Annotated in this window: 26 protein-coding genes; 21 read left to right on the top strand and 5 right to left on the bottom strand. The window is 40.3% G+C overall.

Going from position 1 to position 11,990, the window contains the following annotated elements; genetic code table 11:
- Window positions 1-111: 111 nt before the first annotated feature.
- The 4 genes from NRI27_RS17240 to NRI27_RS17225 form a co-directional block, all read right to left on the bottom strand.
- Entirely contained in the window at window positions 112-1,287 is a 1,176-nt protein-coding gene (locus NRI27_RS17240) for a tyrosine-type recombinase/integrase (RefSeq protein ID WP_371391813.1), read from the bottom strand.
- Window positions 1,288-1,354: 67 nt separating this feature from the next.
- Entirely contained in the window at window positions 1,355-1,864 is a 510-nt protein-coding gene (locus NRI27_RS17235) for an ImmA/IrrE family metallo-endopeptidase (protein WP_371391812.1), read from the bottom strand.
- An 84-nt stretch (window positions 1,865-1,948) separates the two neighbouring features.
- The gene (locus tag NRI27_RS17230; RefSeq protein WP_371391811.1) at window positions 1,949-2,326 is read right to left on the bottom strand and encodes a PH domain-containing protein; all 378 of its coding nucleotides are present in this window, start codon (window positions 2,324-2,326) and stop codon (window positions 1,949-1,951) included.
- Window positions 2,327-2,328: 2 nt separating this feature from the next.
- A complete protein-coding gene (locus tag NRI27_RS17225) occupies window positions 2,329-2,697 on the bottom strand; it encodes a helix-turn-helix domain-containing protein (protein WP_371391810.1) in 369 nt (122 codons plus the stop codon).
- A gap of 159 nt (window positions 2,698-2,856) precedes the next feature.
- Between NRI27_RS17225 and NRI27_RS17220 the strand changes: the two genes are divergently transcribed.
- On the top strand, window positions 2,857-3,081 hold the full coding sequence (locus NRI27_RS17220) for a helix-turn-helix transcriptional regulator (RefSeq protein WP_371391809.1): 225 nt from the start codon (window positions 2,857-2,859) through the stop codon (window positions 3,079-3,081).
- A gap of 285 nt (window positions 3,082-3,366) precedes the next feature.
- On the opposite strand, the gene NRI27_RS17215 is transcribed toward NRI27_RS17220, so the two are convergent.
- On the bottom strand, window positions 3,367-3,573 hold the full coding sequence (locus NRI27_RS17215; RefSeq protein WP_371391808.1) for a hypothetical protein: 207 nt from the start codon (window positions 3,571-3,573) through the stop codon (window positions 3,367-3,369).
- A 78-nt stretch (window positions 3,574-3,651) separates the two neighbouring features.
- Between NRI27_RS17215 and NRI27_RS17210 the strand changes: the two genes are divergently transcribed.
- From NRI27_RS17210 to NRI27_RS17115, 20 genes are all read left to right on the top strand, one after another.
- On the top strand, window positions 3,652-3,924 hold the full coding sequence (locus tag NRI27_RS17210) for a hypothetical protein (RefSeq protein WP_371391807.1): 273 nt from the start codon (window positions 3,652-3,654) through the stop codon (window positions 3,922-3,924).
- Window positions 3,925-3,987: 63 nt separating this feature from the next.
- Window positions 3,988-4,185 (top strand): hypothetical protein, encoded by a 198-nt coding sequence (locus NRI27_RS17205; RefSeq protein ID WP_371391806.1) that lies wholly within the window; start codon window positions 3,988-3,990, stop codon window positions 4,183-4,185.
- A 118-nt stretch (window positions 4,186-4,303) separates the two neighbouring features.
- Window positions 4,304-4,600: a helix-turn-helix domain-containing protein gene (locus tag NRI27_RS17200; RefSeq protein WP_371391805.1), complete on the top strand. Its 297-nt coding sequence runs from the start codon at window positions 4,304-4,306 to the stop codon at window positions 4,598-4,600.
- A 13-nt stretch (window positions 4,601-4,613) separates the two neighbouring features.
- Complete coding sequence (locus tag NRI27_RS17195; RefSeq protein WP_371391804.1) at window positions 4,614-5,009, top strand: hypothetical protein; 396 nt, start codon at window positions 4,614-4,616, stop codon at window positions 5,007-5,009.
- A gap of 79 nt (window positions 5,010-5,088) precedes the next feature.
- Window positions 5,089-5,766, top strand: coding sequence for an ORF6N domain-containing protein (locus NRI27_RS17190; protein WP_371391803.1), 678 nt, complete (start codon window positions 5,089-5,091; stop codon window positions 5,764-5,766).
- Window positions 5,666-5,905 (top strand): DUF6906 family protein, encoded by a 240-nt coding sequence (locus NRI27_RS17185; protein WP_371391802.1) that lies wholly within the window; start codon window positions 5,666-5,668, stop codon window positions 5,903-5,905. The genes NRI27_RS17190 and NRI27_RS17185 overlap by 101 nt, the downstream gene beginning before the upstream one ends.
- Window positions 5,906-5,916: 11 nt before the next feature.
- On the top strand, window positions 5,917-6,726 hold the full coding sequence (locus tag NRI27_RS17180) for a conserved phage C-terminal domain-containing protein (protein ID WP_371391801.1): 810 nt from the start codon (window positions 5,917-5,919) through the stop codon (window positions 6,724-6,726).
- On the top strand, window positions 6,727-7,998 hold the full coding sequence (locus NRI27_RS17175) for a replicative DNA helicase (RefSeq protein WP_371391799.1): 1,272 nt from the start codon (window positions 6,727-6,729) through the stop codon (window positions 7,996-7,998).
- Window position 7,999: 1 nt separating this feature from the next.
- Entirely contained in the window at window positions 8,000-8,464 is a 465-nt protein-coding gene (locus tag NRI27_RS17170) for a hypothetical protein (RefSeq protein ID WP_371391798.1), read from the top strand.
- 4 nt (window positions 8,465-8,468) lie between these two features.
- Window positions 8,469-8,603: a hypothetical protein gene (locus NRI27_RS17165; RefSeq protein WP_371391797.1), complete on the top strand. Its 135-nt coding sequence runs from the start codon at window positions 8,469-8,471 to the stop codon at window positions 8,601-8,603.
- 1 nt (window position 8,604) lies between these two features.
- Complete coding sequence (locus tag NRI27_RS17160) at window positions 8,605-8,745, top strand: hypothetical protein (RefSeq protein WP_371391796.1); 141 nt, start codon at window positions 8,605-8,607, stop codon at window positions 8,743-8,745.
- A 23-nt stretch (window positions 8,746-8,768) separates the two neighbouring features.
- Complete coding sequence (locus NRI27_RS17155) at window positions 8,769-9,170, top strand: replication terminator protein (RefSeq protein ID WP_371391795.1); 402 nt, start codon at window positions 8,769-8,771, stop codon at window positions 9,168-9,170.
- A 23-nt stretch (window positions 9,171-9,193) separates the two neighbouring features.
- The gene (locus tag NRI27_RS17150) at window positions 9,194-9,904 is read left to right on the top strand and encodes a hypothetical protein (protein WP_371391794.1); all 711 of its coding nucleotides are present in this window, start codon (window positions 9,194-9,196) and stop codon (window positions 9,902-9,904) included.
- A gap of 46 nt (window positions 9,905-9,950) precedes the next feature.
- Window positions 9,951-10,154, top strand: coding sequence for a hypothetical protein (locus tag NRI27_RS17145; RefSeq protein ID WP_317942122.1), 204 nt, complete (start codon window positions 9,951-9,953; stop codon window positions 10,152-10,154).
- Entirely contained in the window at window positions 10,151-10,435 is a 285-nt protein-coding gene (locus tag NRI27_RS17140; protein WP_371391793.1) for a hypothetical protein, read from the top strand. The genes NRI27_RS17145 and NRI27_RS17140 overlap by 4 nt, the downstream gene beginning before the upstream one ends.
- Window positions 10,432-10,689, top strand: coding sequence for a hypothetical protein (locus NRI27_RS17135; RefSeq protein WP_371391792.1), 258 nt, complete (start codon window positions 10,432-10,434; stop codon window positions 10,687-10,689). The genes NRI27_RS17140 and NRI27_RS17135 overlap by 4 nt, the downstream gene beginning before the upstream one ends.
- A gap of 85 nt (window positions 10,690-10,774) precedes the next feature.
- On the top strand, window positions 10,775-11,344 hold the full coding sequence (locus NRI27_RS17130) for a dUTP diphosphatase (RefSeq protein ID WP_371391791.1): 570 nt from the start codon (window positions 10,775-10,777) through the stop codon (window positions 11,342-11,344).
- The gene (locus NRI27_RS17125) at window positions 11,344-11,490 is read left to right on the top strand and encodes a hypothetical protein (protein WP_371391790.1); all 147 of its coding nucleotides are present in this window, start codon (window positions 11,344-11,346) and stop codon (window positions 11,488-11,490) included. Before NRI27_RS17130 ends, NRI27_RS17125 begins: the two co-directional genes overlap by 1 nt.
- 47 nt (window positions 11,491-11,537) lie before the next feature.
- Entirely contained in the window at window positions 11,538-11,753 is a 216-nt protein-coding gene (locus NRI27_RS17120) for a hypothetical protein (protein WP_371391789.1), read from the top strand.
- 45 nt (window positions 11,754-11,798) lie between these two features.
- Window positions 11,799-11,954: a hypothetical protein gene (locus tag NRI27_RS17115; RefSeq protein WP_371391788.1), complete on the top strand. Its 156-nt coding sequence runs from the start codon at window positions 11,799-11,801 to the stop codon at window positions 11,952-11,954.
- The last annotated feature ends 36 nt before the right edge of the window (window positions 11,955-11,990 follow it).

The following is an 11,990-nucleotide window of genomic DNA, read 5'->3' as shown; positions in this document are numbered from 1 at the left end:
TAATAAGTAATCTTTATGAAAATCAGAAAGTCAGTCATATCAAGGGTTTGTCGGAGGTTTTAGAGAACCTTCCCCCAAAACCTCCCCCAAACTTCTGTTTTTAGATGTGATTCACAGATTTAAGGCGCGCTCAAAAACTTCTACAGCTTCGATTTTTACTTCATCGACAACATGCCCATATACTTTGTTGATCATTTCAGGCGTGTTGCCTAAACGTTGTGCAATGGCAATGACTGGCAATCTATTTTCACTCATTAACAGTATTGTAGCATGAGTATGCCGCAAACCGTGTAGTGTTATTGTTTTAACTTTCAATTCTTTATAGATTGTTTTCAATGCTGTATAAAGACGGCTAACCTTTATTGGTTCCGTGCTATTGTTAATAAACACATAATCTTCAGCAGAAAGACTTCGCTTATGCAGAAACATTTGCTCTACGCACCAGTTTCGATATTTTTTAAGTTGTTCCACTAAAATATCGCTAATGTGTATATCACGACGACTGTTTTTGGTTTTCGGCTTGCGAGTGCCGAAATCATCGCGAGTACGTTCAATCCGTATCGTTTTATTCACAAAATCGATATCTTTCCATTGAAGCCCTTGCGCTTCTCCTTTTCTCATCCCTGTGTAAGCGAGTAAAAAGATTGCTGTGTAATCGGTAAGCTCTAAGACGTCCTTAGCGTGTGCCAAGAATGTCTTTAAATCTTCTGCAGTGAGATAGTTATCTAATACATCTTCATCTTCCTTATCGGCAATCGGAATACGCTTAAATCGATTTCGACCAATGATTTCATTTTCGACAGCTGCATTAATACCAATGCGGAAGATCGCATGATAAAACTCTACTGTCGATTTAGCGTATTGATCTAACATAGGATTTATGAATTTTTCAATATAAGTGGAACGATCCAACTTCGATAACTTATATTTTCCAATCAATGGACCAATATTATTTTTAATAATTATCTTCCGCAGTCTCGAAGTTGATACTGCCCAATTCCGATTGTTCTCCTTGTACCATTGCTCAAACCATTCATTAACCGTCAAGTTCGAATGGTCTACAATCTTGACATTGCCGTTAACAATATCAGATTTAACCTCAAACAACTTTCTCAAAGCGATTTTTTCAGATGCCAGCCCTTGCTTGCTTTTCTCGCGGCGCTTGCCTAGTGCATCATAGTAGCGATGCCTATAGCCCCAAAGCTTCTCGCCAGATGCATTCGTATAGTGAAACACTTCTGGTTCTTTCTTTAAGTAATGCTTTTGTGGTTTCGTTTTCATTGTCATCTTTTATTATTCCTTTCTTTTGCGTGGACAGACGCTGTAAGGAATGAGCATCACCTCCTTTAATAAATCAAAATCCTCCATGTGCAATCCATTCAGTAAAAATTCTTTGATAGTAGCGATTCAATCTCTTGGCAGCGAAGTTGGAAGTAACATTAAAAGCACAAGTTAGATGTTGAATTGCCAACTGTTTGTCCATTGGCAGATGTAAATTTTCTAACATAAATGTCGGAACACACAACTCATACATAAAGCTGTTCGCTTGTCCTTCTTGCAGTTGAATCAACAAAGGATGCATTTTACGCTGATCACCTGCGTGAAGCAGAATGTGTCCTAATTCATGCGCAAAATCTTGAAAACGTTCAGGCCTTGTTAAATTTTTGTTCAAAAATATGTATTTCTCCTTTTCATCTTCAAACCCCCTGCTACGCCCCTCGTACAAATGGAGATACACTCCTAATCTATCGGAGATATCAAATTTGTTTAGTTGGATAGGATGTTTAATATCGATGTCCTCTAACAAATCATGTACATATTTTTCCATTTGATTTTGGGTGAAATTTAGTTGTCGGCATACCATAAGATGTCCCCCTTGTTGTTCGAAAACATGTGTTCGGTTATTCGGTTAAAAGAAAAGCCCTAAGAGGGCAAAAGAACAAGTTAGTTACTGGCAAACGGTTGCTAATATTTTTTGTATGTCGTAAATGCTATCATCTTTTTTAAATTGCTTGCTAATCGTCGGAGTTGTAGAGCTTGAAATCCAAATTTTGAGTTCTGCATCAAGATCAAATGTCCCGGCTGTCTCAATGCTGAAATGAGCAATACTCTTGTAAGGATAAGAGTGATATTCAACTTTCTTGCCAGTCATTCCTTGCTTATCAACAAGTATCAATCGCTTGTCTGTGAAAACGATCATATCACGGAAAATCTTGAATGCTGCTTCAACTTTTTCGTTTTCTGCAAGAATTTTTTCCAAGTCTTTTTCTACACCATTGATGTCAACCGTAGATGCATTACCCCTCATTGAACTAATAAAACCCATTTTCATTCCTCCTTAGATTTTCTTCTTTTTTTGATGATTTCCCAAATCTGTCGCAACTCTTCTTGCTCTTGTTCAGCACCTGCTTCTATATCTTTAAAAAAGTGGTTCAGCTTAGGATTGTTGGCGAAGTCTTGAAATTCTTGTTCTGCATTCATTCTAGGATTGTCCGACCTGCCTAGGAGGTAATCTGTTGTCACATTGTAGAAACTCGCTATGCTGGCAATCATATCTGGGTCCGGTTTAGTCTTCCCACTTTCGTAACGGGATAATTGATATGGACTAACACCTAACTTATTAGCCACATGATTTTGTTTTAAGTCATCTTTTTCTCTAAGTGACTTCATTCTTTTCCCTAAAGTGTTTTCGTTCACTAATAAGACCTCCGCATCACTATTACTTCCAATATATCACTTTTGTATAAATTGCAATTAAAAGTTGCAAAAAACGCAAATAAATAGTTGACATTGCAAAAAGTGCAATGTATACTAAGTTTAAGAAATTGCAATAAGTGCAAGAAAGGAGCTTGAAGAATGAAGCAAATTAATTTGAACCGAGTTAAAAGATTGCGTAATCAGCACAGGTTATCACAAGGAGATATGGCTGAGATCATTGGTTTAAGTAGCTTGTATCCGTACCATAGAAAGGAATCTGGAGCACAGTCTTTCACTGCTGAAGAGATTCACGCAATCGCAACACACTTTGGAAAGAATGTTGAATATTTTTTTGAGGAAGATGTTGCAGAAAATGCAATTTAATAAATACCCTCACACCCAGCAAACTGCATTCGATTAGCCACCTGCGCCATGACTCGATTAGACGAGCGATAAACAGTGTTAAAGTGCCGTGACTTGAATCTAGTTTGGTGGGTGTGAGAGAGACATTGGAGGGAGGTGAGGGGTCTTGCATAGAAACAGAAAAATTGTTGAAGTTGCAGAAGCTTCTACTGCCAGAAGAGTAAACGAATTGCTAAAAGAGGGATGGGAGCTATATAAAATCTGCTCCCACCAAAACAAGCACACAATCTTTTTAGTGAAACGTGCTTAGACGTTAAGTACAGCTTGTTGCTTTTCATACACATCTTGAGTTACATCATGACACCAACCGAGGATATAGAGAGGGTATTGCTCACCCTCACTAGATGAACTCTCAATCGTAAGTAGCACCCAGCCTTTTTTAATTAAAGAATTAACAGCACCAGGATCATGAACGACACTTATTTCTTTTACATCACTGAATTGTAGTTTCATTATTTTTCACCACCTTTCTATGAAAATGGTATCACATTCATAGATAGGATAAAAACACAACAGAAGGGAGGTTAACATGTGTCGATTGCAAATATCGTTGTTGAAGTAGATCGAAGCGAAATCGAAAGGCAAGTTTCCGAAAAAATCGACAAGGCACTACGTGACACACTTTTGGTTTGGGATGCAACAGAAATGTCGAAGCGTTTATGCATGGGACGTACTTTCCTTGAAGAAGAAATATTATGCGACCCACGCATGCGCCAACTTGAACGACGTAAAGGAAAAGGTAAACGATATTGGTTTTATGAACCATCACTAAAAGTAATTCAAGAAATAATGGATGAATGGTAAAAAAATGCGTGGACAGACGCTATTGAAAAGTTAGTACACACTTCTTAAAGGGAGGTGAGTTTGTTGGACATCAAGCAAATACTTGAGGAGAAACATAAATTAGTTTGTCGTATGAACGCAGAAATGCGGGCAATTACCAACAGTCCTTCTGATGCTGTTGAAAAGTTTCGGATTGGACTGCTGGCAAAGCTAGGAGGGGAATTGAAAGTCGTAAATGACCGACTTCGAGTGAAATCTAGTTTAGTAAGAAAGGTTTCATAGCGGGGAATCTATCGAGGTTATTATCTATCTTCTACTAACAATTTTACCAGGTTCACAAAAAAATACTGTTCAATGTCTGAACATGTTCAGGATTTGAACATTGAGAGGGGGATTGAGTGTGAACATCGGACAACTCTTACGCGCTTCACGAAAGAGCGCTGGCCTTACACAAGAGGACATGTCCCCATTGGTCAATATATCAAGAAGTACCATCTCAAAAATTGAACGCAACGAAATGACATTGGCAACGGAGGACTTTATTAGATGGCTGCAAGTGATCCAAGTTAAGACAGCCATGCGTACATCAAATACGGCGCCACTGGAAGTTGGAGTACTCCTTATCAACGGAGTGGACTTGCATATGTTATCGGACATGTTAACGCAAATAGTCGCAGGCTTAATACGATTAATTTGATGGAGGGATGAAGATGAAAAGAGTATATGAAGAAGTTCAAGCGAATCATTTGGAAGAATTGATTAACCTATCTCAACAGATCGCATCGGTGTTGGATGATATGGGCCACACTGTTCACTCAACTACGATTGACTCTAGATCAGGAAAGGTTGAGCACCAATGTAATCCCAATTTTTTCCTAAGCCGATTCTCGACATTCGACGTCCAAAAGCGTCTAGGTCGTGAAAGATATCCATTTAAAATCTTTACAGAAATTGAAGGAGTTCATTTCTTTGCAATTTTGAAATCAGAGGATATCCAACTAATTAATGATCACTTGCCGAAGGAATGGTTACAGTCAGTGAAGGGTCCGGTCAAAAGTATCCAAGTCAATCAAACAAAAAGCCCACTCGCACTGGCATGCGAATGAGCAGATAGAACAAAAAGAACAAACATTCTACATTGATTATCTCAAATTCTAAGAGATAAATCAAGAGGGAGGAATCACCATGCAACAGCTTCAAGTCATCGAGCACGCAAACAGGCGTGTCCTAACGACCAACCAATTGGCTGAAGCATTTGAAACGAACGGAAAGATCATCACGCGGAACTTTCAACGAAACAAAGAGCGCTATGAGATTGGAAAGCATTATTATTCTTTATCTGGTGAGGATTTGAATCAATTCAAAGCTTCACGTCAAAATGACGGAACCCTTAAATTCGTCTCTGTTTTATACCTCTGGACTGAGCTTGGTGCTTGGTTGCATGCAAAATCGCTCAATACGGATAAAGCTTGGGAAGCGTATCGCATGCTCATCGAAGAATACTACGCGATCACTCAGATGAGACAAGGAGTAGAGGATGGAGTCAATCAGACGCCATCCTTGTCCAACAAGGAATACTATCACTTAGAAAGTAGGTTGATAGCTTTGGAAGAGCAATTTAAAAATGTTTTAACGTTGCACTCAGGCGAACAGAAAAGACTACGCATGGCAGTAACTGAACGAGTTTACCAGCTGTCACGCAAAGAAAAGGGTGCTCGTCCAACATTGTTCAGGGCGATCTACACGGAGCTTCGTGAGCGCTATGAAGTTGAATCCTATCGTGATGTTAAACAGCATCAATTACAAGACGCACTTCGTTTTGTCGCTGGATGGGGAGGTGAATCGATTGAAAAGAGGGCGTAAACCTTCTGTTGCTGAGTGCAAGTACATTAAGTCGTTCAGTTTGAATCCTATGAATTGGCTCATCAGCAAGAAGATGTCGGATAAATGGTTGATTGTTCACAGGGACACTGGCAGCACACGAGTTATACCAGCACCGTAGGAGGTTGAATGATGAATCTACTAATCAGTGAGTCCCCATTACAAGTCTTGCCTACTTTGGCAGTAAAGGTAGGGCTCAACAAAGCAATAATCTTGCAGCAACTCTATTACAGATTGTTAATCTCAAAAAATATAAGAGACGGACATAGATGGTTTTACAAATCATTCGAAGATTGGCAAGCTGAAGAGTTTCCATTTTGGTCTGTGAGTACTGTTAAAAGAGCAATGAAAGAATTAGAAGACGATGGTTACGTCATTTCGACGTCAGCCCATAACAGAATAAAAATGGACAGAACAAAATGGTATCGCATTAACACTGAAAAGTTACGTTCTGAGAACTTCCAAAAGACATTGACACCAGGTGAAGAAAAGGACTATGCATCGGCTCAAAATGACACGATGGAAGAGGGCAAAACGAAACAATCACATTGTGTCAAAATGACACCAGCAATAACCAAAGAGGTTAAGAGTAATAAAAAAGATAATGTCGAGATGACTCTCGACGTTGCTTCTGAAATTATTAATTATCTAAACCAGCAAACAGGAAAAGCCTTCAAACCAACTACGAAAGCAACCAAAGATTTTATTAATGGCCGATTGAGAGAAGGGCACACGGTAGAACACTTTAAAACAGTGATTGATACAAAAGTTAAGCAATGGCTGAATGATCCGAAATGGGATGCATATTTGCGACCATCTACTTTGTTCAACCCAAAGAACTTTGAAAACTATCTTAACGAGGCGCCTGTCGCCAAACCGGTTAAACCAATACAAACATCATACACACCACCAGTACTGGACTTCGGGAAAGGGGAAGAATAAATGAGCTTCGAACTTGCTGAGAAAAGTATTTTAGGAACAATGTTGAAAGAAAACTACCTGATTCTGGATAGCGGTATTCAAGAAACGTTCTTTTCGACACACATTCACAAAAACATATTTTCATCAATGCGTGAACTTGCTAGAAAGAGTAAGCCAGTAGATTACATCACCCTCATGACGATGAAAGAGCCTGCTGAACTTGGTGGCGCAAACTACCTTGCCGATCTAAACAACTTCTCCAACCCTGCACGGTTTGACGAATACAGAGAAATCATGATTGAGAACTGGAAAGAGAAAGAAAAGGCGAATCTCTTGCAACAGGCACAGTCGGAAAATTGGAGCATAGGGGAAATACAGAAAGCTTTTGATAATTTGGAGGCTGAAAATACACCACAGGAAGATGCATCAATAAAGAATGATCTAGTGAAAATCTTCGAGCTTCCTTTTCACCCACAAGAAATATCTAAGGGAACTACTACAGGACTTACAGATTTAGATAAATTGCTTGATGGTTTTCAGGATGGCGAAATGACTATCATCGGAGCGCGGCCATCGATGGGCAAGACGGATATGCTTAATCATCTAGCTTTACATGCAGGTTGGCGTGGACATTTACCGATTATTTTCTCCTTGGAAATGAATAGAGGGTCAATGATCACCAGAATGATTGCTGTCGCAGGTGGTTATAACCGTTTGCGTATGCGCGATCCATATAAACATTTTGATGAAACGCAAAAAAACAACTGGAGTCGCTCCATTGGATATCTAGGGAAAGCTGACATTCAAATTGATGATCGTAGCGGATTGACGGTAGCTCAGATTAAAGCACGAGCTCGCCAAATTATAAAAGCGAATCCAGACAAAAGACCAGTTATTTATATCGATTATCTACAGTTGATTCGTCCGGATAATCCTCGAGAAGATCAAACGCAGAGGATAGGACAAATCAGTTATGACTTAAAAGGCATGGCGAAAGAATTTGGTTGTCCAGTCGTAGTTTTGTCTCAACTTTCTCGTAGCGTAGAAAAACGAGATGACAAACGACCAATCATGAGTGATTTGAGGGATTCTGGAAACATAGAACAAGACGCCGATGTCATCGCTTTCTTGTATCGGGATGATTATTACTATAAGGATTCTGAGAACCGTGATGTGCTCGAAATAATAATAGCAAAGCATCGGAACGGACCAACAGGAACGGCGATGGCTGCTTATATCAAAGATACCGGAAAGCTCTACAATATTGATTGGACAAAGCAAGGAATAGGCTGAGATGGCTACGGTCAAAGAGGTTTTCGATTACGCGATTGAAACGGATCTCTCTGGACTTGCTCATCGTGTTTATTGGGCAATTAGTCAGCAACTTGTACAACTGAGCGATGACAGTTTGAAGCTAGATGCTGTCGACTATGATGAGAACGCAGTTTCCAACCTCATCGAAAAAAACATGTTAGGAATCGGGAAGGTCAAGCTGTTTGTAATTCAGATGCCACAAAAAGAATGGTATTCATTTTATTTTGCGGAAAGCTCACTGGAAGCGTATCAGATGCATTGTAATCGTTTCGGAAAGCCTACTGGAAAGGTTGTTCGTGCAGAAAGGTTGATGATTCCTCAAATGCATTTTGCAGACTCGGGGCAAGAAATCAACCTGTATGACTATCGAAAAAACGTTGTCGAGTTTCCCACATTCATTGGCAATGCAAAAGCAGGAGAGCATGTGCTCTACCGATTGGGGTGAGCGTGTGACAGAAAAAGAGCGAGCGGAATTGATTGCAGCCATTAATCAGCTTACAAGCTATCCACCTTCATATTACGACAGCTTGACGGACGATCAATTGAAAGAGCTTCACAGTTACCATGCGGAGAGGAGGTATTGACATGAAAGACAGAAAGATTTTTTTGCTTTCCGAACTCAGGAAGATGGGTGTTCGCACGAATGAAAAGCATGTGCCAATCGAACAATTAAACTATGAATCTTTGAAATATCTGCTCGCTGTTAAAAGAGCAGCAGCGCACTAAAAATAAAACGATGAGGTGAAGAAATGAGTATGATCATTGATTTAAACAACTTTGCAAGCGGAGCAGTTGCCGAAAAATTTAACATCGAGTTACAAAAGGTGTTGGAGAACATTGCAGATCCTAACACCGATTCGAAAAAAGCACGTAAGGTTACCCTCGTTGTCACATTAAAGCCAAACGACAAACGCAATCTTGCAAATGTGTCAGTTGAAGCGAAATCCAGCATTGCACCTCCACAACCAATTGGAGCAGACTTGCTAATTGACATGGATAAAAACGGACGTGTGACAGGCGCCGAACTGAAAAGTGGCATCCCTGGTCAAATGTACGTGGATGACAATGGCGAGGTCTTGGACGACAAAGGACGAATGGCCGAAGAAGAAAAACCGAAAGCTACCGACGGCAAAGTCGTTAACTTTAAATAAAAACAGGAAGAGGTAGAGGAAAAATGTTAAAAGAATTTATTCAGTATTTGTTGGATTTAAAAAGACCGGAAACTGTGGAAGCGTTGGGCAACACATATTCAACTCGGAGTCTGCATCGTTTAAATGTTGAGCACGACGTCAACACAATTGAAATTCAGAGTCTTTCAGGGCTGGTTGATTACATTCGTTCCAACTTTGACCATGAGCGTCCAGTAATGATTCATGTCGAGTCACCGACAAAAGTTAATGTCTTCGATGCCCTAAACGATGTTAATGACCGACGGACTTATATCAAAGCAAAAGCGTTACTTCCAAATATTCGATTTGAACAGTTCATGTCTCGTGAAGCATTTAACGTCATGTTGCAAGCCTGCTTTGTGGGTAGTCCAAGCAAGGAAAAAGTACTCCAGGTAATTGGTTCGATCGTCGAGGAAAACTCGGTGACACAACAAGATGACGGCTTCACGCAACGCGTCACGGCGAAGCAAGGTGTAGCAACGGTCGGATTCGAAAATGTTCCAAACCCAGTTTCACTAAAACCATTTAGAACATTTGTTGAAGTAACTCAGCCTGAATCGGATTTCATCCTTCGTTTACGTGAAGGTGGGCAAGTGGGATTGTTCGAAGCAGACGGTGGAGCGTGGGAACTGAACGCCATGCACAATATTAAAGACTACTTCGAAAAGCAACTTGCCGATCTAGTTGATTCGAAGAAAGTGACAATCGTGGCATAAAAACAGAGGGGGCTTTCCCCCTCTTCTCATAAGGGAGGAATCTGATATGTCAAAGAAGAAAGGACGAGTCGTTTCTATGTACCAATATTTCGGGAAGCAAAGGCGCGTCATTCACGGTCATTTGAGCATACAAGAGATTTCACTTTTACAATCAGAGGGGTGGAAGCTCGAAAAAAGAAAACCATCCAGGAAACCTGTCATTGAGTACAAGAGAAATGGGATTCCAATCGCAAGGAGTGTAGCACGATGAGTCAATTGTCATTCGATGCGCTTTTTGATGAAGGTAGGGAATTAATTCATTGTCAACTAAGTTCCGGTTTCCATTGGCTAAGGATTACTAATGGGCATACACCTTCGAAGTTCATAAAACGGATTCACTTCACGCTTGATGGTTATGACAATTTCTATGAAGACACTCAAGGGAAAATAGAGATTATGCATGAGTTTGACGGACCATTGAAAGTAGTTAGTTGGGAGAGTGAGACCGGCAACACAATAAATAATGTAGCAAAAGAAGAGGTGACGGAATGACACGCACGAAATTATACACAATCAAAGACGCATTGCTCGAACGCATCGGTCAGCAAATTGACAAGCAAACGGCAAAAGGCGTCGTTAAATATGGCCATACGCTCGACTCCTGCCCAAACGAAAAATACGAATGGCTCGAAATGGCGAATCAGGAACTAATTGATTTGGCGCAGTACCAGCAAAAAGAAATACGCAGACTGAGGCAGGAAAATATCCGACTGGAAGCGTTTGTCGATGTATGCGTTAAACAGTAGAATGGATCGACCATGCTATTGAGGAATCGATTGACAACATCGTGTATCTGTCGTGCCTACGGAATAAGATTGTGGAGGGAAAACAATGAATCTCGCTAAACTATTCGAAACACAACGCAAACTGGATGAACGGATCGTGAAGGAGAAGGGGCTTGAAGGACAAGACTTGTTGCCATTGAAGATTCTCGCCTTGCAAGTGGAGCTTGGTGAACTGGCGAATGAATGGCGTGGATTTAAGTTTTGGAGTGAGGATCGGGAGCCGAGGACAGCACAAAGAAATTACGCAAGAGGTTCCGGGAAAACCATTCCACCTTACATCATAACTAATCCTCTTCTCGAAGAATACGTTGATTGCCTGCATTTCATTTTGTCAATCGGGTTGGAAGTGGATGCACTCAATGTTACGGCGTTTGAATCCATAGTTAAGTTTGGAGCATACCCAAATCGCAATATGATATTTGTTTTCAATAAATTATTCGCTGAAATAGGAATGATGGGCAATGATGAACGAAGTGTCGCTTTGGAATATTATCCATATGTATTCCAATGGTTCTTAGAATTAGGTTGTTTGCTCGGCTTCACTTGGGAACAAATCGAACAAGCCTACTACGCCAAGAACCAAATCAACCAAGAACGACAGGACGGTGGATACTGATGACCACAGAAGAAAGAGAGTCATACATCGCGGAGCTTGTTCTCATTACAGGTTACTCACCGTCTGCTTTTGAAAGATTTTCGGATGAACAACTGGAAGTAGAGCTTGAAAGGCAGAGGGACAGACGAGAGATGAATGTGCGGTGATCGCGTTAAGCAGTAGACAAATAAGGTGACATAAAGGAGTTGTAAAAGTGAACATTGAAACGATCTACCAAAATGCAGAAATAACAAGTGCATCGGTATGTGGTCGTCACTACAATCGTGTAGCAATTAGCTATGATGAATTTGCATTTTTAACAGAACTAACAGGCGCAGAAAATCCATTCAAAGATTATGGAGATGATTTTGTAGAGATGGATTATCATGGCGAATTTATACCACTTATTGAAAATGCTCGTAATGCGTAGTTAGACGATATAACAAAAAATGTTGATTAAGAAAGGAGACTTACAATGCTACAAAAAGGCGACAAAGTTGAGTACGATGGCGTTCAAACAGTATGCGAATGCGATGAGTTTAAGTTTTTGGGGTCTGGTCCATCGGTAGTTGTATTGGAAGGTTTTGACGGGTGGATCAATGCGGAGCTTCCAAAGAAATTAAATCATTAAACAGTACGACGATAAGGTTTAACAATTTTCACATTG

This window comes from Sporosarcina sp. OR05 (genome assembly GCF_041414805.1).
Taxonomy (GTDB): Bacteria; Bacillota; Bacilli; order Bacillales_A; family Planococcaceae; genus Sporosarcina; species Sporosarcina saromensis.
This window is presented reverse-complemented; position numbering and strand designations above follow the sequence as displayed.

Excerpts from the sequence above, each read along its gene's own strand:
- NRI27_RS17195 (WP_371391804.1), top strand. The coding sequence starts at position 4,614 with ATGAAAAGAGTATATGAAGAAGTTCAAGCGAATCATTTGGAAGAATTG.
- NRI27_RS17190 (WP_371391803.1), top strand. The coding sequence starts at position 5,089 with ATGCAACAGCTTCAAGTCATCGAGCACGCAAACAGGCGTGTCCTAACG.
- NRI27_RS17145 (WP_317942122.1), top strand. The coding sequence starts at position 9,951 with ATGTCAAAGAAGAAAGGACGAGTCGTTTCTATGTACCAATATTTCGGG.
- NRI27_RS17235 (WP_371391812.1), bottom strand. The coding sequence starts at position 1,864 with ATGGTATGCCGACAACTAAATTTCACCCAAAATCAAATGGAAAAATAT.
- NRI27_RS17155 (WP_371391795.1), top strand. The coding sequence starts at position 8,769 with ATGAGTATGATCATTGATTTAAACAACTTTGCAAGCGGAGCAGTTGCC.
- NRI27_RS17185 (WP_371391802.1), top strand. The coding sequence starts at position 5,666 with ATGAAGTTGAATCCTATCGTGATGTTAAACAGCATCAATTACAAGACG.
- NRI27_RS17175 (WP_371391799.1), top strand. The coding sequence starts at position 6,727 with ATGAGCTTCGAACTTGCTGAGAAAAGTATTTTAGGAACAATGTTGAAA.
- NRI27_RS17240 (WP_371391813.1), bottom strand. The coding sequence starts at position 1,287 with ATGACAATGAAAACGAAACCACAAAAGCATTACTTAAAGAAAGAACCA.
- NRI27_RS17230 (WP_371391811.1), bottom strand. The coding sequence starts at position 2,326 with ATGGGTTTTATTAGTTCAATGAGGGGTAATGCATCTACGGTTGACATC.
- NRI27_RS17125 (WP_371391790.1), top strand. The coding sequence starts at position 11,344 with ATGACCACAGAAGAAAGAGAGTCATACATCGCGGAGCTTGTTCTCATT.
- NRI27_RS17150 (WP_371391794.1), top strand. The coding sequence starts at position 9,194 with ATGTTAAAAGAATTTATTCAGTATTTGTTGGATTTAAAAAGACCGGAA.
- NRI27_RS17180 (WP_371391801.1), top strand. The coding sequence starts at position 5,917 with ATGAATCTACTAATCAGTGAGTCCCCATTACAAGTCTTGCCTACTTTG.
- NRI27_RS17170 (WP_371391798.1), top strand. The coding sequence starts at position 8,000 with ATGGCTACGGTCAAAGAGGTTTTCGATTACGCGATTGAAACGGATCTC.
- NRI27_RS17135 (WP_371391792.1), top strand. The coding sequence starts at position 10,432 with ATGACACGCACGAAATTATACACAATCAAAGACGCATTGCTCGAACGC.
- NRI27_RS17215 (WP_371391808.1), bottom strand. The coding sequence starts at position 3,573 with ATGAAACTACAATTCAGTGATGTAAAAGAAATAAGTGTCGTTCATGAT.
- NRI27_RS17160 (WP_371391796.1), top strand. The coding sequence starts at position 8,605 with ATGAAAGACAGAAAGATTTTTTTGCTTTCCGAACTCAGGAAGATGGGT.
- NRI27_RS17115 (WP_371391788.1), top strand. The coding sequence starts at position 11,799 with ATGCTACAAAAAGGCGACAAAGTTGAGTACGATGGCGTTCAAACAGTA.
- NRI27_RS17220 (WP_371391809.1), top strand. The coding sequence starts at position 2,857 with ATGAAGCAAATTAATTTGAACCGAGTTAAAAGATTGCGTAATCAGCAC.
- NRI27_RS17140 (WP_371391793.1), top strand. The coding sequence starts at position 10,151 with ATGAGTCAATTGTCATTCGATGCGCTTTTTGATGAAGGTAGGGAATTA.
- NRI27_RS17130 (WP_371391791.1), top strand. The coding sequence starts at position 10,775 with ATGAATCTCGCTAAACTATTCGAAACACAACGCAAACTGGATGAACGG.